Genomic DNA, 18299 nt, shown 5'->3' on the forward strand with positions numbered 1-18299 from the left:
TGCCCGCGCACGCGGGAGCCCGGCCTCACAGCTGCGCGGAGTCGCCGGGGGTCAGCCGCAGGTGTTCGGCACCCCCGAGCTGCCCGATCTGACGGTCGTAGATCGGGCGGGCGAGGTCGGTGAGGAGCGCGTCGTGGATGTCGTAGGCGCGCCGCGGCCGGATCTCGCGGACGTAGTCGATGACCTCGGAGATCTTGTTCCAGGGGGCCATCACCGGCAGCATCAGCGTCTCGACCGGGTGGTCGGGGACGGTGAGCGCGTCGCCGGGGTGGAAGACCCTGCCGCCGTCGATCAGATAGCCGACGTTGGTGATCCGGGGGATGTCGGGGTGGATCACCGCGTGCAGCTCGCCATGGACCTGCACCTCGAAGCCGGCGGCGGTGAAGGTGTCACCGTGGCCGACGGTGTGCACACGGCCCGGGAACGCGGCGGCGATCTTCTCGGCGACCGACCTCAGCGTCCAGATCTGCGCGGCCGGGTTGATCTCCATGGCGGCGCGCAGCCGCAGCTCGTCGAAGTGGTCGGGGTGCTCGTGGGTGACGAGGACGGCGTCGGCACCGAGCGCGGCGTCCTCCTCGGTGAACCCTCCGGGGTCCAGCACGAGGGTCTGGCCGTCCTTCTCCAGCCGGACACAGGCGTGGGACTTCTTCGTGAGCTTCATGGTCCCATCGTGCCGCGATCGGCGGGGGCGGGCCGCTCGGGCCCCTGCCCGGCCCCGGTCCTGCCCCTTGCCCCGGGCCTGTTTCGCCCGGCCGTGCCTGCCGGGGCCGTGCCGGGCGAGGCCACCGCGGCCGTGCCCGCCGGAGCCGGACCGGCTCCGGTCCGGCCGGGTCACTCCGTGGGGGTCGTCTCCTCCCGGATCACCTGCTGCGCCACCCGGAAGGCGCGGTGCGCCGCCGGCACACCGCAGTAGACGGCCGCCTGGAGCAGTACCTCCTTGATCTCGTCGGGGGTGAGACCGTTGCGCAGGGCGGCCCGGGTGTGGGGGGCGAGATCCTCCAGGTGGCCGCCGGCGACCAGCGCGGTGAGGGTGACGCAGCTCCGGGTGCGGCGGTCCAGGCCGGGCCGGTCCCAGATCTCGCCCCAGGTGTAGCGGGTGAGCAGATCCTGGAAGTCGCCCGAGAACTCGTCCGCCCCGGCGAGCTCACGGTCGACGTGTGCGTCCCCGAGCACCTCGCGCCGCACCTTGAGCCCCGTCTCGTACGGGTCGGGCCGACCCTGCACCTGCGGTGGTACGGCGGCCGGGGCGGTCTCGGCGACCGGGCCGGCGGGAGGGGACGGCGGGGCGGACGGGGCCGCCTGGACGAACTGATCGGGCTGGACGCCCTGATCGGGATGGCCGGGCTGGACCGGCCGCCCGGGCTGCCCGGGCTGAAGCGCCTTGCCGGGCGGGGCGGGCTCGACGGTGTCGTCCGGATACGGCGGTGCGGCCGGGACCGGCTGGGCCGCCGTGCCGGGAATCGCGGTCTGCCCGGTGCCCGTGCCGGTGTCGTAGGCGGGCTGCCAGGCGGTGGCGAAGTGCCGCACGAGCAGGTCGGTGACGGCCGCGGGCTGCTCGACCGGTACCAGGTGAGAGGCGCCGGGGACGACGGCGAGGCGGGCGTCGGGGATCCCGGCGACCAGTGTGCGGGCCTCGGCCGGTCCGGTGACCTGGTCCTCGGAGCCGACCAGGACCAGGGCCGGCACACCGATGCGGCCCAGCTCCGGCCGGACGTCGAAGGCGGCGAGCGCCTCGCACGCGGCGATGTAGCAGCCGGGGTCGGTGGTGCGGACCATCTGTACGGCCCACTCGGTGATCGCCGGCTGTGCGGCGGAGAACCCTCCGGTGAACCAGCGGTCCGGTGCGGTACGGGCGATGGGGTCGAGCCCGTTGGAGCGGACGATCACGCCGCGCTGCCGGAACTCGTCGGCGGTGCCGAACCGCGGGGATGCGGCGATCAGCGCGAGCGAGGCGAGCCGTTCCGGGTGACGCAGCGCCAGTTCGACGCCGATCGCACCGCCGAGCGCGCAGCCCGCGTACCCGAACCGCGGCACGCCGAGCCCGTCGAGGGTGGCCAGCAGACGCGCGGTGAGCTCGGCGACGGAGCCCGCAGGACTGGCCGGGGCTCCGCCGTGTCCCGGCAGGTCGAAGCGGAAGACCCGCCACTGCTGCGCCAGCTCCGGGACCTGACGGTCCCACATGTGCCAGGTGGTACCGAGGGACGGTCCCAGGATCAGGACTGGGGCGTCTTCCGGCCCGTCGAAGCGGTATTGCAGCGTGCTGGTCCTGGTCTCGCTCACGGGTTCACACCTTCATCTGTCACGATCTGTCACACGCCCCGCGAGACCCCCGAGCCTCCGCTGCTGGAGGCAGGTCCGCCACGTCCGGCTTCACGTACCACCTCTTCTTCGGCCTCATGTCCGTGTGCCCGGCCCACACGGCGAGCAGGTGGTCCGCACACCGCCGTCGGCGAGGTACGTCGGGCGAGACGCTCGAGCATCGTACAGACGGACCCCGCGAACGCCGTCTGCGTCCATGCCGTCCGCGAAGCGGAACGGCAAGGAACCGGACACCGGACGAGGCGACGGTGACGCTCGGGGGCGGAGAGCCAGAAGGACGCCGAGAAGCCGGGACGGCCCGTCAGGACTGCGCCGCCCCGTCGAGCTTGCCGGCCTTGGCGTCCTCGACGAGATCCGCGAACTGGTCCGCGCTCATCTGCACCCGCTGGCCGAAGTCGTCGGTCAGCACGATCCGCCGGTCGGCCGGCGCCGCGGGGTCGACGAAGAGCTGGGGGCAGCCGCAGTCGCAGTTGCCGCAGAAGGCCGCCACCGGCTCCAGGCCGCTCGGTCCTGCCGTCTCCTTCATGGTTGCCAACCTCTCGCGCTCGGGGGCGCCACCGCGGTGACGCCCGGAAACGGGCCCCGGACGGCCTCCGGGGCTGCCGGGGTGATACCCGGTCCGCCACGGATCAGCCGCGAGGGTCCGATGCTCGATCTCACACCGGACGGCGGGAACCTGACGGCCTCTCGGCGCGACCCCGCAGAGGGCGGGAGAGACTGCTCCGCCCCTCCCGGCGTGCGTCCGCGACGACGCGCCCCGGCGTCCCGCCCGGCGGCTGCCGGTGGCGGGCTGCCGATGAGCGGGTCCCCGGCCGGCGGATGCTCCACGCCCGCCGCGCGCCCCGAACACCTCGGCCGGCAGGGCGGGTTCCGCCTGCGGCAGGTCAGGAGGGCGCTGTGCCCGCGGGCTGCACCAGGGCCTGGACCTGGACCGGTCCCTCGTACTCGAAGTGGAGGGTGAACGGCACCAGATCGCCGGGCCGCAGGTCCCGGTCCGCGGGCAGGATCACGGTGTAGGTGCCCGGGGACATGTCGACCGTCCGCCCGGCCGGGGCGATGATCGAGTCGATCTCCTGGTCCGTCGCCGTGTTGTCGGTGAGCATGCGGTGACCGTAGAGGGCGGGTGTGCCGGTGACGGCGCCGGAGGTGACCTTCAACAACCGGTCGTCCGCGCCTCCCAGGTTGGTGATCCGGAAGTAGGCGGAGGTCTCCGGGGTGTCGCCGAGGGACGCCCAGAGCCTGCCGTCGGTGACCACGACCCGGGGCGGGCTGCCCGCGTTGCCGGTGCTCACCCAGGTGGTCAGCGCGCCCAGCGCGACGCTGCACGCGGCGACGGGGGCCAGCGCGGCGGCGAGGGCGCCGGTGAGGCGGCGCCGAGTGGGCCGCCAGGAGCGGTGTCCGGTCACAGGGCACTCCGGCGGGACCGGGTGCGGGCGGGCGCCGGCTGCCAGGCGCGCAGCCGAAGGCTGTTGGCGACCACCAGTACGGAACTGGCGGACATGGCCGCGGCGGCCACCATCGGGTTGAGCAGGCCGACCATGGCGAGCGGCACGGTGACGAGGTTGTAGCCGAAGGCCCAGAGCAGATTGGCGCGGATGGTGCCGAGGGTGCGGCGGGCGAGCCGCACGGCGTCCGCGAGGGCCTCGATGTCGCCGCGGACCAGGGTCACGTCGGCGGCGCCGATCGCCGCGTCCGTCCCGGTGCCCATGGCGATGCCGAGGTCGGCCCCGGCCAGCGCCGCGGCGTCGTTGACGCCGTCCCCGACCACCGCCACCCGGTAGCCGTCCTCCCGCAGCTGCCGCACCAGGGCTGCCTTGTCCTCGGGAGTGCGGCGCGCGTGCACGTCCGCGATCCCGAGGGCGTCCGCGACCGCCCGGGCGGACTCCGCGCGGTCGCCGGTGGCGAGCACCGGCCGCACACCGAGGCGCCGCAGCCGGTCCACGGCACGGTAACTGCCCGGCCGCACGACGTCGCCGACCTCGACAAGGGCCTGGTCCACGCCGTCGACCCGGACCAGGACGGGCGTGTGCGCGGCGGTCTCCGCCGTCGGCAGTGCGGCGGCCAGTTCGGCGGGCAGTCCGAGATCCGGGGCGACCACCTCGACGAGGTGTCCCTCGACCCGGCCGCGCACGCCCCGGCCCGCCGTAGCCGCGAATCCGGTGACCTCGGGCAGCCGGGTCCCGGACAGGGTGCGGCTCGCGTACGTCACGATCGCCCGGCCCAGCGGATGCTCCGACCCCTGCTCCACAGCACCGGCCAGCCGCAGCGCCTCGTCCGGGCCCAGACCGCCCGGGACCGCGGTGATCCGGGCGACGCTCATGTGCCCCGAGGTCAGGGTGCCGGTCTTGTCCAGGACGACGACGTCGACGTGCTGCAGTCCCTCCAGCGCCTGCGGCCCCTTGACCAGCACGCCCAGCTGGGCGCCACGCCCGGTCGCCGCCATCAGCGCGGTCGGGGTGGCCAGGCCCAGCGCGCACGGGCAGGCCACGACCAGCACCGCGACGCACGCGGTGATCGCCGCCTGCGGCTCGGCGCCCGCGCCGAGCCAGAAACCGAGGACGGTCACGGCCAGGGCCAGGACCACCGGGACGAACACGCCCGCGACCGAGTCCGCCAGCCGCTGTGTCCTCGCCTTCCCGGCCTGGGCCTCCGTCACCAGCCGGGTGATCCGGGCCAGCTGGGTGCCGGCACCGACCGCCGTGGCCCGCACCAGCAGCAGACCGCCGGCGTTGACGGCACCGCCGACCACCGCCGTGCCGGGCCGGACCTCGACCGGGTCGCTCTCCCCGGTGACCAGCGACAGGTCCACGGCGGAGGAACCCTCCACCACCTCCCCGTCGGTGGCGACCCGCTCTCCCGGCCGTACCGCGAAGACCTGCCCGACGGCCAGTTCCTCGATGGGCACGAGGCGCTCGGCTCCACCGGGCTCCCGCACCGCCACCTCCTTGGCGGCGAGCCGGGCCAGGGAGCGCAGGGCGGCGCCGGTGCCGTGCCGGGCCCGCGCCTCCAGGTGCCGTCCGGTGAGCACGAACAGCGGGACGCCGACGGCCGCCTCGAGGTAGACGTGCGCCATGCCGTGCGAGGCCTCGGGCAGCAGGCTGAAGGGCATCGTCATGCCGGGCTCCCCGGCACCGCCGAGGAACAGCGCGTACGCCGACCAGCCGAAGGAGGCCACGACGCCCAGCGAGACCAGGGTGTCCATGGTCGCCGCCGAGTGCCGCAGCCCGCGCACCGCCCGGAGGTGGAAGGGCCACGCGCCCCAGACGGCGACCGGCGCGGCCAGTACGAAGCACAGCCACTGCCAGTTGCGGAACTGCCAGGCCGGGACCATCGACAGCACCAGCACCGGCACGGCCAGCAGCGCGGTGATGAGCAGTCGTTCACGGTCCCGCCGGGAGGCGTCCAGCGGACCCGCGTCCTGGTGACCGAAGTCGGCCGCCGGGTTCCCCGCCCCGCGCCCCCGCCCGCCCTCCGGCTGTGACGGCCGGGGCAACGTGGCCGTGTACCCGGCCTGTTCGACCACCGTGACCAGGTGCTCCGGCGGTACGCCGGCCGGATGGCTGACCCGGGCACGCCCGGTCGCCAGGTTGACGGTCGCGGTGACGCCTTCCAGACCCGCGAGCTTCTTCTCCACCCGGCGCACGCAGGCCCCGCAGGTCATCCCACCGACGGTCAGATCGGTGGTGAGAAGCACCGGGGTGCCGTTCGTGGGCGCGGACGGCGCCCCTTCCGCCGCCATCAGCAGCCGCTCCCGTGGTTCATGTCAGTGCGATCCGTGTGATCCGTGTGATCCGTCGTCGCCGCCGCTCTCCCCGTCACCGCCGAACCCGGAGCGGTGCATGCCGGGTGCGACCGGCCCGGCCCCGGCACCGACCGCGTACGACACCGTGAAGACCAGGGCGAGCAGCAGGAGGAATCCGCAGAGCGCGGGCGGCGGCACGGCCCGGCGCCGGGCCGTGCCCGACCCGGACGGCGCAGACGCTTGCGTGGGGTCTTCCATCACCGTCCTCCTGCTGCCGGTCCGGAGGTCCGGCCCGCGAGGGCGCCCACCGCACGATCCACCGTTGCCGTCGTCACAGGTCAGTGGTCGCGGCCCCGTGAGCCGGAGTTCCCGCGCCATCCTGTGATGTAGGTCACATGACGGCCCGGCGGTCGCCGGGCCGTGCGCATCCGCCGCGGGCCGGGGTCCGGAGCCGAGCGCGGCGTCCTGCACCACGCCCTCGGTCAGGCAGCAGCCGCGGGCCCGGCACCGGTCACCTCGTATCCCGCCTCGGCGATCGCCGCCCGCACGGCCCCGTCGTCGACACCGCGCCCCCGTACGGTCACCGCTCCGGCCGTGAGGTCGACGTCGACCTCGGCGACTCCGGCGAGCCCCCTCACCTCCTCGGTGATGCTCGCCGCGCAGTGGCCGCAGCTCATCCCGGTCACGCTGCAGGTCCTCTCGGCCATGGACCTGCTCCTGTCCTCGTGCGCCGCCGCGCGTCGTCGGCGAGCGCGGGCGTCCCCGTGGCCGGTGGTACGTGACGGCGGCGGTCCTGGTCACGGCGCCCGCGTGCCTGTGCCCGCAGTACGCCCCGGCGGAGCCGCACCCCGCGGGTGCGATCGTTTTCGGTCACGGTAGTCTCAGCCGGCCCATGTCGTGCGCGCCGCTCCCGTCCGGTTGCCGCGTGCCGGGGAGGGCTCGGACGGCAAGCCCGCCCGGCCGGCGCCGCCCACGGCGCGGCCGGGATTGAACCATCGGTGCCCGCATTCCGTATGCCGTATCCCCGAGGAGTACGGCACCGTACGTGAGCCGTCATGAGCGCGAGGAGGACCGATGGCCGACCGTGGCCCGCTCCGCGCCGCTCGGGCGGCGGCGTTCAGCCTGGTGTGCGTGCTGCTTGCGGCCCTCGGGCACGGGGTGGCCGGCGGGCACCCTCCGTCGCCGCTGCTGCTCGCCGTCGGCGGTGCGGCGGTGGCCGTCACGGCCGGACGCCTGGCCGGGCGCGAGCGCACCCTGACGCAGCTCGGCGTGGCGGTCACGCTCGCCCAGGGCGCGTTGCACCTGCTGTTCGCGTTCGCCGGCCCCGGTCACCCGGCCGCGTCGCCCGCCGCGCATCACGGCGGCGCCGCCGGACACGCGCACGCGGCGGGACACCACGCGGGCCGGACCGCCGCCGGAGCCTCCGAGGGGGGCGTGGCGTCGTCGGGCACTCTGCTGGACTCCGCGCACCTCGACCCGCTCATGGTGCTCGCCCACCTGGTCGCCGGGGTGGGCGCCGCCTGGTGGCTCCGCCAGGGGGAGGCCCTGGTGTGGCGGCTGTGCCGGCTGCTGGGTGCGCCCGTGTCTGCGGCGCTGCACGCCCTGGAGCTGCTCCGCCGCGGTGCGCGGAACCGGCCGGACGGCTCACGTCCCCGGCTGCCGCGGCGCTGCGGTGCGGATACCGCGGTGCCGTGCCGCACCCGCACGCTGGAACACACCCTGGCCCGACGCGGGCCGCCCCTGCCGTTCACTCCCTGATCCGGCCGGTCCCGAGGAAAGTGCCCCGCACCCCTCTCGCCCGGCCGGCGTCACGACCCCGCACGCCCCGGACCGCCGGCCGCGCGCGGGAGTCCCCACGCGTGCGCCGCGGCCCGCTCCCCTGAGTCCGGACCGCCGGCCGCGTGTGCCCTTCCGGCAGTGAACACCGAGCTCCCGGCCGCCCGCGGGCGGGCCGGGCAGCCTCCGGACCGCAGGAGCTGAACCCGAGCATGAACACCCCGTCCGACACCTCCACCGAGGGGACCCCGCCCTCGGCCTCCCCCGGCGGCACGCCGCCGCCCGACGACGCGGGCGGCACCCCGGCCCCCGCGCGCATACGGTCCGGCTGGTGGCCGCTGCTGACCCGGCTGCACTTCTACGCAGGCGTCCTGGTCGCCCCGTTCCTGCTGGTCGCGGCGGTGACCGGGCTGGCGTACACCGCAGTGCCGCAGCTCGACCAGCTCGTCTACGGCGAGCAGCTGCGAGTGGAGAGGGTCGGCGAGACGCCCCGACCGCTCGCCGAGCAGCTGGCCGCGGTCCGGGAGGCCCACCCCGAGGGCACCGTCGCCTCGGTCGTCCCGCCCGAGGCGCCGGACCACACCACCAAGGTCGTGCTGTCCGTCCCCGAGCTCGCCGAGCAGGACAAGCAGCGCACCGTCTACGTCGACCCGTACACCGCCGAGGTCCGCGGTGCCCTGACCACCTGGTGGGGTTCGACGCCCCTGGCCACCTGGCTGGACGACCTGCACCGCAACCTCCACCTCGGCGAGACGGGCCGGCTCTACTCGGAGCTCGCCGCGAGCTGGCTGTGGGTGCTGGTCCTGGGCGGTCTCCTGCTGTGGTTCGGACGCCGCCGCACCTACGCGGGCGCGGCGAAGCGCAACACGGTGCTGCCCGCACGCGGGACCCGGGGCGTGCGGCGCAGCCGCAGCCTCCACGCGGTGACCGGGGTGTGGCTCTCCGTCGGTCTGCTCGTGCTCAGCGCCACCGGCCTGACCTGGTCCGCGTACGCGGGCGCCCGCTTCACCGAACTGCGCACCTCGCTGAGCGCCTACCCGCCCGAGCTGGACACCGCCGCGTCCGGCCCGGCCGCGGCGGGGCACGACCACTCGGCGCCGGAGCAGTCCGGCGCGGGTACCGCCCCCGGCGACGTCCCGGCGGGACTGACGGTCGACCAGATCCTGGACCGGGCGCGCGCCGCCGGTCTGGACGGTCCGGTGGAGATCGGGGTTCCCGCCGAGGACGGCAGCGCCTGGACGGTCGCCCAGACCGACGGCCTGTGGCCGGTCCACCTCGACCGGGCGGCGCTGGACCCGCACAGCGGTGAGGTCACCTCGCGGGTCGACTGGGCCGAGTGGCCGGTGCTCGCGAAGCTCAGCACCCTCGGCGTCCGCGCCCACATGGGCACCCTGTTCGGTCTGGCCAACCAGATCGTGCTCGCCGTCATCGCCCTCGGGCTGACCGCGGGCATCGTGCTCGGCTACCGCATGTGGTGGCAGCGCCGGCCCACGCGGGGTGCCGGCCGCGCCCTGGTGGGCCGCCCGCCGGCGCGTGGCGCATGGCGGCAGCTGCCGTGGCCCGGCCTGGTCGTGGCGGTACCTCTGGCCGCGGCGGTCGGCTGGGCGTTCCCCCTGCTTGGCTGGTCCCTGCTGGGCTTCCTGGCGCTGGACGGAGTGCTCGCGGTGATCCGTCGGCAGCGCGCCGCCCGCGTCTCGGGACCGGCCGCCTGACGGCCACGCCCTGCCGGGTCCGCACCCTTCCGGGCCCGTCCCCGCTGCGCGGCCCCCGCACTCACCGGCGGGGGCCGCGCGGCGTTTCGCGGACTGCACCGCGGCGCCCCGGCACGTACGCACCGCGCCGCCAGGGTGGACATCCGCGAGGAGGGCGAGCTCGGCCATGCGTTCCGCTGGAAGTGCCGCGCCGTGCCGTCGCTCGTCCGCGGCGCCGTCGTGGCTGGTCGCGCAGTTGCCCGCGCCCCTTCATGGCGCTGCCGAACCGCAGGGGACTTCGCCCGAACCTGCTGAGCACTCCGGCTGCAGGAACCAGCGGGCCTGGAAAGGCAGACGGCGGCGGAACGGGGTGGGATGCGGGAGTGAACCCGGAGATCCTGTCAGCGGGTGCCTTCGGCCAGAGTGTTGAGATCGCCGTGCGCCAGCGCAGCGGGCTGGTCGGTCACCACGGGCAGCCGGGAGACCAGGGAGCGCTCCAGCAGACCGGCCTGGGCCAGGACGGAGGCCTGGTCCCAGTAGATGTGCTCGCCGGCGATCAGTGTCCCTTCGAACTCCACGACCGCCACCACGGGGACGCTGATGCGGGCCCCGGTCGGCGCGACGCCCGGCAGGATCCACGGGATCTCGACGTCATGGGTGAACGACGCGATCATCTCGTCCACGATGCGCCGCCCGTCCGCGGTCCTGGCGAGCGTGATGGTCGCGAAGTCCTCGGCATTGCGGCCCACGAACCAGCGTCCGTAGAAGTCCCGCACCTCATCGCGCCCTCGAGCGCCCATCGCGGTGGGCACATGGAGGACGGTCGGGGTGTCGGTCATCGTGGACATGGCCGCGTCCAGGTCCAGCGTGACGAACTCGCTCTCGGTGTGCAGGGCCCAGACCCGCTCCTGCTCGGCCCGGTCGGGTACGGCCGCCATGACTTCCTCCTGGGACGTGGCCCCCACACGACGCAGGATGCCGGGCGGGACACGAAAGCACCACCCGGGCGCGCCGCACGGGAGGGGCTCGAGGGTGCTGCCTCCCGGCATGCCGCGGGTTCAGTGGGCGTCGGCCGATCCGCCCAGTCCGGTCAGTGCGCCGACCGGGTCGAGGTCGGGGGTGCCGCGGGGCCACCAGTCGTCCCGGCCGGGTTCCGATTCGTAGGCGTACCACAGGCCGTCACGGCCCAGGCGGAGTTGGGTGTGGCCGCGCGGGTGGGTGAGCGTGTTGCGCCGGGGGCGGAACGCCGGGAGGTCGGCGGCGAGCAGGAGGGGGCGGGCACGGTCGAATCGCCCGGCCGGCGGGTCCCATGCCTCCTCCAGGACGGCGAGCCCGGCCGGGCCGCCCTGGCGCCAGGCGGCCACCGCGCGCGCCAGATCGGCGGTGGTGCGTCCGGTGGCGGTGGCGAGCGTGGCGTACATCGCCCGGGTGGTGGCGGTGAGCCCGGAGCCGGGACGGGCCGCGGCCAGCCGGACGGCGTCCTGCCACAGGGTGAGCTCGCCGACCGGGTCGCGTCCTGTGGTGAGCAGGGCGTGCGCACGGGCGGCGGCGTCGGTGGCCAGCTGGTCCAGCGCGAAGAGGTCGGGGCCGCCCGGGACGGCCGGGTAGGCGGGGGGCTGCGCGGGGTGCGGGGGTGCGGGCAGCGGCGGGGGCAGCGGGCCGGTTCCGGGAGCGGCCCAGGCGTCACTCGCCCGGACGCCCGGCAGCGGTGCCGCCGGCCGGTCCTGGGCGGCGCGCGCGGCACGGGCGGCACTCAACCGGGAAAGCGCGTCGAGCAGTTCGCGCTCGCCCCGGCCACGCAGCAGGAGCAGCACGAAGGGGTCGGCGTCCAGCAGGCGTGCCGTCTGGTAGCAGAGGGCGGCGGCGTGCTTGCAGGGGTGGCCGGAGTCGGGGCAGCTGCACTGGGGGGCGAGATCGCCGGGGCCCGGGAGGAGAGGGACGCCGCAGTCGGCGAGGGAGTGCGGGAGCTCCTTGTCGAGGAGGGCAGCGATATGGCCGGGCCGCTCGGCAGCGGCGTCCAGGAACCGCTCCCAGTCGGTGTCGTCGAGGGTGCGCAGCCGGACCTGCACCCGGTACGGCCGGGGACGGCTGCCCTGTACGTAGGCGAGTACGAGGCCGGGTGTCACGGTGATGGCATCGACGCTGCCCTGCTCCGCGTATCCGCGGCCTCTGGCCAGCCGCTTCGGGTCCAGCGCGGCGGCCTCCAGCGCGGTGACCCAGGCGTTGCCCCACCACGTCCCGGCGATCTCCTCGCCGGCGGCGGCCCGGGACTCGAACGCCGGGAAGGTCCGGCGCAGCTCCCCGTCACGGCCGGGGGCGGCCATCGAGCGCGGCAGGCGCTGCGAGGCCGGCGCCCCGGTGGACCGGGAGGCGTCACCGGCCGCACGGGAGGTGTCCCGCTCGGGGCCTCCGCGGGGAGCGCGAGCGGTCGCACGGGGGGTGCCGGCGCCCTGGACGGTGCCTCCGCCGCCCGCGCGAGCAGTCCCGGGTCCGGTGGTCCCTGGTCCGGTGGTCCCGGGTCCGGTGGTCCCGGGTCCGGTGGTCCCGGGTCCGGTGGTCCCGACGCTTCCGTCGCCGGGAACGCGGCCCTGGGGCCGGGCAGTGTCCGGAGCAGCGCCTCCGCCGGGAACGCGGCCCGGGACGGGGACGGGCTCCGGGGCAACGCCTCCGCCGACAGCGCCAGCGCCCCTGGGGTTCGTGTCCCGAGCACCCCGGCCACCGGGAACCCTCCCCGAGACGAAGTCAGCCTCCGCGCCTCCGCCGACAGCCCCGACGTCCCCGGGCGTTGCGTCGCCGGCGCTGCCGTCCGGGGGAACGCGGCCCAGAGAGTGGGCGGCCACGCCGTCGGCGGAGGTGCCCGGTGGTTCGGAGTTCCCGGCGGGCGATCCGGCGACGGTGGTCGGGGGTTCGCCCGGGGGAGCCGCGTCCGTGTCGGCGAGGGGGCTGGCCGACTCGGAACGACCGCCAGGCCGTCCTGCAGGGGCTGAGGACTCCGCAGGGGTGGTCGGTTCCGTGTCGGAGGGCATCCGGAACGCGTCCGCGAGCATCTGCCGCAGGGCGTGGGCGCGGGGATCCTGGGTCCGTGGGCCGCCGGTGCGGGGGCGGCCCGCGGGCGTGGAAGGGGTTCCCGTCCGGCGGTTGGGGCGGCGCGCGGCACCGGCTCCCGGCTCCTCCGCCGCGTCCGCACTTGTCCCGGGTGCCTCACGGCGGGCCGCACGCAGCGCCTCCCTCGCCACGTCACCGGGTCGGGCGGCGCGGCGCTGCGGGGCTTCCGGCGAGGACGGCTGCGTGGCGGCGTCCGCGCGGGTCCCGGTCTGCCGGGCTGCGGGTGTCGGCGGCTGATCGGGCGGGGAGCTGTCCGGGCCGGGCGTCGCCTTGTCGGGCGCCGGTGTGGCCGTCCTCGGCGTGGCGGCTCCCTCCGAGGCGGGCGCTGCCCCGGAGGGCGTCGGCGTGATGCCCGATTCCGGGTCGGGCGCTCCCCCGTCGGACACCGACGTGATGCCCGGCCCCGGAAGCGGCACTCCCCCGCCCGGCACCGACACGACGCCCGACCCCGGAACCGGCACCTCCCCGCCCGGCGCATGCGTGAGGGCCGTTCCCGTGTCGAACGTCGGTGAGGCCGTCTCCGGTGCCTCGGGCGGGTCGTCCGGCGCCTCCGGCGAGTTCTCCGGACCCTGGCTCTGGTCCTCCCCGTGCTGCCCCTCCGCCACGGCCCGCCCGGCGGTCACCGCGCGGCGGAGGGCCGCACGGGCGGCGTCGGCGGGGCGGGGGGCCTCGCCGGAACGGGGGCTCCGAGGCTCCGCGTCGGCCTCGGCCGGTCCCGTCGGCCGGTCGCGGGTCTCGCCGGAGCGGGCGGCCCGGGGCTCCGCGCGGCGGTCCTCTGCCGGGTCCGTGGGGCCGTCGGCACCCGCGGGCCCCGTGTCGGGTCGTCCCCGGGCCGCGCGGAGGGCGCGGCGGGCCTCGTCCGCGGGGCGGGCGGTCATGACGTCCTCCGCAGCGACACGAGGTCCGCCAGCTCACGGTCGGTCAGTTCGGTGAGGGCCGACTCGCCGGATCCGAGGACCGCCTCGGCCAGGGCGCGCTTGGCCTGCAGCATCTCGGCGATGCGATCCTCGACTGTGCCCTCGGTGATGAGTCGGTGGACCTGCACCGGCTGGGTCTGGCCGATGCGGTACGCGCGGTCGGTGGCCTGTTCCTCGACCGCCGGGTTCCACCAGCGGTCGAAGTGGACGACATGGCCCGCGCGGGTGAGGTTCAGCCCCGTCCCGGCTGCCTTCAGGGAGAGGATCAGGACCGGGGTCGCGCCCTCCTGGAAGCGGTCCACCATGCGCTCCCGCTCGGCGACCGGTGTGCCGCCGTGCAGCAGGTCCACCGGGACCGCGCGGGCGGTCAGGTGGGCGGTGATCAGCCGGGCCATGCCGACGTACTGGGTGAAGACCAGCGCCGATCCCTCCTCCGCGAGCACCGTGTCCAACAGCTCGTCCAGCAGGGCGAGTTTCCCGGAACGGGCGGTCAGCCGGTCGGTGCCGCCCGGGACCTGGCCGGGCTGCGGACGGTCCTCCTTGAGGAACAGCGCGGGGTGGTTGCAGATCTGCTTCAGCGAGGTCAGCAGCTTGAGGACCAGACCGCGGCGGCCCATGCCCTCGGCGGTCCCGATCGCCTGCATCGACTCGCGCACCACCGCCTCGTACAGCGCGGCCTGTTCCCTGGTGAGCGGCACGGGATGGTCGGTCTCGGTCTTCGGCGGCAGCTCGGGGACGATGCCCGGGTCGGACTTGCGGCGGCGCAGCAGGAACGGGCGGACCAGGCGGGCCAGGCGCTGCACGGCCTCCTCGTCCTCACCCGTCTCCACCGCACGCGCGTGCCGGGCGCGGAAGGACTTCAGCGGGCCGAGCAGGCCGGGGGTCGTCCAGTCGAGCAGCGCCCACAGCTCGGAGAGGTTGTTCTCCACAGGGGTGCCGGTCAGGGCGACGCGGGCGGGCGCCGGGAGGGTGCGCAGCGCCTTGGCCGTCGCCGAGTACGGGTTCTTGACGTGCTGCGCCTCGTCGGCGACGACCAGGCCCCAGTCCTGGCGGGCCAGCGTGGGGGCCGCAGAGCGCATCGTGCCGTACGTGGTGAGGACGAAGCCGCCGGTCGGTCCGTCCAGGCTGCGGTCGGGGCCGTGGAAGCGGCGGACCGGGACGCCGGGTGCGAACCGGGCGATCTCCCGCTGCCAGTTGCCGAGGAGGGAGGCCGGGCAGACGACGAGAGTGGGTTCGGGGCGGGCCCGCTTGAGGTGCAGCGCGATGAGGGTGACGGTCTTGCCGAGGCCCATGTCGTCGGCGAGGCAGCCGCCGAGACCGAACGAGGTCATCAGCTCCAGCCAGGCCAGACCCCGCAGTTGGTAGTCGCGCAGGGTGGCCTGCAGACCGGGGGGCGGCTCGGCGGGGTGCGGGCCGGCCGCCAACCGGTCGCGGAGCGCGGCCAGAGTGCCGACCGGAACCGCCTCCACCGTCTCCCCGTCGACCTCCGCGCTGCCGGTCAGGGCGACGGACAGCGCGTCGACCGGGTCCAGCAGGCCCAGGTCCCGCTTGCGGGCCCGGCGCACCAGGGCGGGGTCGACCAGTACCCAGCGATCGCGCAGCCGGACGACGGGGCGGTGGGCCTCGGCGAGGGCGTCCATCTCGGCCTCGGTGAGCGCCTCACCGCCGAGCGCGAGCTGCCAGTGGAACCGGAGCAGATGCTCACCTTCGAAGAAGCCGGTGCCGTCGGTCGCGGAGCCGGGCGCGGGCCGGACCACCGCGCTCGCGCTGAGGTCCTGCGCCAGATCGCGGGGCCAGTGCACGGCGACTCCGGCGGCGGCGAGCCGGGTGGCCGCGATGCCCAGCAGGTCGGTCACCTCGTCCTCGGACAGCGCCAGCACGTCGGGTGCGTCCTGGTCGGCGAGCCGGTCGAGCGGGGGCCAGATCCGGGCGGCGCGGCGCACCGCGAGAGCGGTGTCCACGCGCGCCCGCGGTCCGAACTCCGGGTCGGCCGCGCCCGACCAGAGGTCCGCCGCGTCGGTCACCAGGGTGGGGTCGGCGAGGCTGTGCACCTGGACGACGGCCGCGCCCGCCCGCCGCCCGCCTCCCTCCGCCTCGGCCTCGCCGTCGAAGAGGTCGTACGCCGACAGGTCCAGCCGGAGCGAGATCCGCACGCCGGCGTCCATGCCGGCGGCGACCTCGGCGGCCCACTCGTGCGCCTCCTCGGGCAGGCGCTGGGCCGGGCGGGCGGCGAACGGCCGGCCGGAGACGAGCGCCGCGGCAGGGGTGCGGGGCAGGGTGTCGGCGACGGCGTCCAGGAAGGAGCGGATCAGGGCCTGGGGCTCCGGAAGGCGCAGCGGGCCCGGACCGTCCAGTGGGACCGCATGTCCTTCGGGGGGCAGGGCGGCGGCCACCGCCCGCAGATGGGCGATGTCGTCGGGGTCGAGCGGGCCGGCCCGCCAGGCGTCGTGTCCGGTGGGTGTCAGGCCGGGCAGCAGCCTGCCGCGCGCGGCGAGCCCCAACCCGTGCAGGGCGGCGGCGCCCCAGCAGGCGGTGGCGGGGTGGGCGGCCGGGGCGTGCCGGGCACGGACCAGCAGGGGCAGCGCCGCGTCGAGGGGGAGGGACAGCGCCGGGGCGGTGCGCCGGTGTACGCCCGGACCGTGCCGTCGGACGACGGTGAGCTCGGTGTCGGCGGCGGGCGGCGGGGTCTCGCCCTGCGGGTCCCAGAACGCCACGCGTCCCTCGCGAGGGAGCGGAGCGGGCAGGAAGACGGCGGCGAGGCGCAGGGGCAGGTCAGGGTCGGGCTCTCCCGGTGTCCCGGTGGCGGGTGCGGCCACCGCGGTCCCGTCGCGCATACCTTCTGCCACCTCCCGCTCCGCCGGTCGGATCAGTCGTCTTCGACTCTACGGGCGGGGTCTGACAACGGGCCCCGGCGCCGGTCAGGGAACCGTGCGGGAGACGACGTACACCATCGGACGGTCCGTCGCGGTCATGTCCACGACCACATCGCGGGTGGGCGCCGGGTTCTGCTGCCGGTCGGAGACACCCCACCACGAGCCGGTCCCGGCGAACTCCCAGCCCGTCACGCGCTGGGCGCGGTCGCTGATGGGGATGTCGCCGCGCCGCAGGTCGTGCCGGTCGACGCCGAGGCTCGCCAGGAAGGCGTCCAGCCCGACGTCGCTGGTCTCGAACTGGACGTAGAGGCGGCTGGTCTTCCAGTTGTTCGTCTCGTAGTACGCGACCTTCTCGGCCGGGTGCGGGACCGGGACCTGGTAGAGGCGGCGCTGGAGCTTCGACGGCCAGCCGGCGGTCATGCCGGTCGCCGAGTACTTCTCCTCCTTGTCCCGGCCGCTGTCGCGGCTCTGCGCAGCGGAGATCACCAGGTAGCCGGCCGGGATGCCGATGAGCAGCACGATGATGAGCAGTGTCAGCGCCCTGCGGCGGACGACGCGGCGGCCCCCGGCCGGGTGCGGTGTCTCCGTCTGGTGCGGGAACGTGGTGGTCACAGGGCCTCCCGGGCCGACCGGCGGGCCTCGACATACCGTTCGTAGCGTTCGTAGCGCTCCACCCGGCGGCGCTTGGCGCGGCGGAACCGGCGGGCCACCAGGCGTGCGAGGTCGGCGGCGCCGACCATGCCGGCCTCCGGGCCGAGCTGGGCGCGGACGATGCGCGCCTCGGGGCGGTAGCCGCGGCCGGTGAGGTGGCGCTTGAAGGCGTCCCGGGCGGGGCCGATCAGCAGGTCGTCGGCGGCGCTGACGCCACCGCCGATCACGAAGCAGGACGGGTCCAGCGCCGCGGCGAGGTTGGCGATGCCGACGCCCAGCCACTGGCCGATGTCCTGCAGCAGCTCCACGCACATGGCGTCGCCCTCGCGGGCCAGCTCGGTGATCATCGGGCCGGTGATGTCGGAGACCTGGCCCTTGACGTGCTCGATGATCCCGTAGGCCACCGGCGAGTCGGCGGCGGCCAGCTCGCGCGCCTCCCGGACCAGGGCGTTGCCGGAGCTGTACTGCTCCCAGCAGCCGCGGTTGCCGCAGGGGCAGCGGTGGCCGCCGGGCACCACCTGCATATGGCCGAACTCGCCGGCGACACCGTACTTGCCGCGCTTGACCTGGCCGTCCTGGAGGATCGCGCCGCCGATTCCGGTGCCGAGGGTGATCATGACGAGGTGGTCCTCGCCGCGGCCCGCGCCGAAGCGCCACTCGGCCCAGGCGGCGGTGTTGGCGTCGTTGTCCACCAGGACGGGCACGGACAGCCGGCCGGAGATGCGGTCCCGGAGGGGCTCGTTGCGCCAGGACAGATGCGGGGCGAACAGCACCCTGTTGCGGTCGGCGTCGACCCAGCCGGCCGCGCCGATGCCGACGGCGTGCACATCGTGCCGGTCGGACAGGTCCAGGACCAGTTCGACGATGGTGTCCTCGACGACCTTGGGGCTCTTGGACTTGTCCGGGGTCTCGGTGCGCACCCTCTCCAGGATGTTGCCGTCGGCGTCGACGACGCCCGCCATGACCTTCGTACCCCCGATGTCGATCCCCACCGTCGGCACCCGGGGCGCCGTCAGATGCGAGCGGCGCTCCCGGGTGCCGACGGTTCTGAGGGCCGTGGCCCGGCGGGAGCCGATGGGGGCGGTGAGGTCGCGGTAGGTGCTCATCGGTTGCGATTGTGCCGCACGGCTCCGCAGGGTGCCGAACGGGACAGCGGGTGGATTGTGCGGATCACCGCCGGGTGCGGGTCTCGACGCGGCCGGTGGCGCCCGCGCGGCGGAGCACC

At 75.6% G+C, this 18299-nt stretch carries 14 protein-coding genes; 2 read left to right on the plus strand and 12 right to left on the minus strand.

From position 1 onward, the window contains the following. Positions 1 to 25: 25 nt before the first annotated feature. The 7 genes from V5O46_RS03500 to V5O46_RS03530 all read right to left on the minus strand — a co-directional run bounded on the left by V5O46_RS03500 (position 26) and on the right by V5O46_RS03530 (position 6768). Positions 26 to 661, minus strand: coding sequence for an MBL fold metallo-hydrolase (locus V5O46_RS03500; protein ID WP_332882894.1), 636 nt, complete (start codon positions 659 to 661; stop codon positions 26 to 28). 170 nt (positions 662 to 831) lie between these two features. Then, positions 832 to 2280, minus strand: coding sequence for a bifunctional 3-oxoadipate enol-lactonase/4-carboxymuconolactone decarboxylase PcaDC (gene pcaDC / locus V5O46_RS03505; RefSeq protein ID WP_332882895.1), 1449 nt, complete (start codon positions 2278 to 2280; stop codon positions 832 to 834). 340 nt (positions 2281 to 2620) lie between these two features. Beyond that, positions 2621 to 2845 (minus strand): hypothetical protein, encoded by a 225-nt coding sequence (locus tag V5O46_RS03510; RefSeq protein WP_332882896.1) that lies wholly within the window; start codon positions 2843 to 2845, stop codon positions 2621 to 2623. A gap of 358 nt (positions 2846 to 3203) precedes the next feature. Then, on the minus strand, positions 3204 to 3725 hold the full coding sequence (locus V5O46_RS03515; RefSeq protein ID WP_332882897.1) for a copper chaperone PCu(A)C: 522 nt from the start codon (positions 3723 to 3725) through the stop codon (positions 3204 to 3206). Then, on the minus strand, positions 3722 to 6058 hold the full coding sequence (locus tag V5O46_RS03520) for a heavy metal translocating P-type ATPase (RefSeq protein WP_332882898.1): 2337 nt from the start codon (positions 6056 to 6058) through the stop codon (positions 3722 to 3724). The genes V5O46_RS03515 and V5O46_RS03520 overlap by 4 nt, the downstream gene beginning before the upstream one ends. Positions 6059 to 6082: 24 nt before the next feature. After that, positions 6083 to 6319 carry a hypothetical protein gene (locus tag V5O46_RS03525; protein ID WP_332882899.1) on the minus strand — a complete coding sequence of 79 codons (237 nt, stop codon included), beginning with the start codon at positions 6317 to 6319 and terminating at the stop codon, positions 6083 to 6085. A 224-nt stretch (positions 6320 to 6543) separates the two neighbouring features. Beyond that, positions 6544 to 6768 carry a heavy-metal-associated domain-containing protein gene (locus tag V5O46_RS03530; RefSeq protein WP_332882900.1) on the minus strand — a complete coding sequence of 75 codons (225 nt, stop codon included), beginning with the start codon at positions 6766 to 6768 and terminating at the stop codon, positions 6544 to 6546. 367 nt (positions 6769 to 7135) lie between these two features. On the opposite strand from V5O46_RS03530, the gene V5O46_RS03535 reads away from it, so the two are divergent. Together V5O46_RS03535 and V5O46_RS03540 are read left to right on the plus strand one after the other, a co-directional pair. Continuing rightward, a complete protein-coding gene (locus tag V5O46_RS03535) occupies positions 7136 to 7819 on the plus strand; it encodes a hypothetical protein (RefSeq protein ID WP_332882901.1) in 684 nt (227 codons plus the stop codon). Positions 7820 to 8049: 230 nt separating this feature from the next. Further along, positions 8050 to 9549, plus strand: a complete 1500-nt coding sequence (locus tag V5O46_RS03540) for a PepSY-associated TM helix domain-containing protein (protein ID WP_332882902.1) — start codon at positions 8050 to 8052, stop codon at positions 9547 to 9549. 380 nt (positions 9550 to 9929) lie between these two features. Here the strand turns inward: V5O46_RS03540 and V5O46_RS03545 are convergent, their stop codons facing one another. The 5 genes from V5O46_RS03545 to V5O46_RS03565 form a co-directional block, all read right to left on the minus strand. Further along, the gene (locus V5O46_RS03545; RefSeq protein WP_332882903.1) at positions 9930 to 10466 is read right to left on the minus strand and encodes a nuclear transport factor 2 family protein; all 537 of its coding nucleotides are present in this window, start codon (positions 10464 to 10466) and stop codon (positions 9930 to 9932) included. Positions 10467 to 10586: 120 nt separating this feature from the next. Beyond that, positions 10587 to 11852, minus strand: a complete 1266-nt coding sequence (locus V5O46_RS03550; RefSeq protein WP_332882904.1) for an SWIM zinc finger family protein — start codon at positions 11850 to 11852, stop codon at positions 10587 to 10589. Positions 11853 to 13507: 1655 nt separating this feature from the next. Further along, complete coding sequence (locus V5O46_RS03555) at positions 13508 to 16384, minus strand: DEAD/DEAH box helicase (RefSeq protein ID WP_332882905.1); 2877 nt, start codon at positions 16382 to 16384, stop codon at positions 13508 to 13510. 84 nt (positions 16385 to 16468) lie between these two features. After that, positions 16469 to 17035, minus strand: a complete 567-nt coding sequence (locus V5O46_RS03560; protein ID WP_332882906.1) for a sugar kinase — start codon at positions 17033 to 17035, stop codon at positions 16469 to 16471. After that, positions 17032 to 18180 (minus strand): ROK family glucokinase, encoded by a 1149-nt coding sequence (locus V5O46_RS03565; protein WP_332882907.1) that lies wholly within the window; start codon positions 18178 to 18180, stop codon positions 17032 to 17034. Before V5O46_RS03565 ends, V5O46_RS03560 begins: the two co-directional genes overlap by 4 nt. Positions 18181 to 18299: the final 119 nt, after the last annotated feature.

Origin of the sequence: Streptomyces poriticola (assembly GCF_036689765.1) — a bacterium.
GTDB lineage: Bacteria > Actinomycetota > Actinomycetes > Streptomycetales > Streptomycetaceae > Streptomyces > Streptomyces poriticola.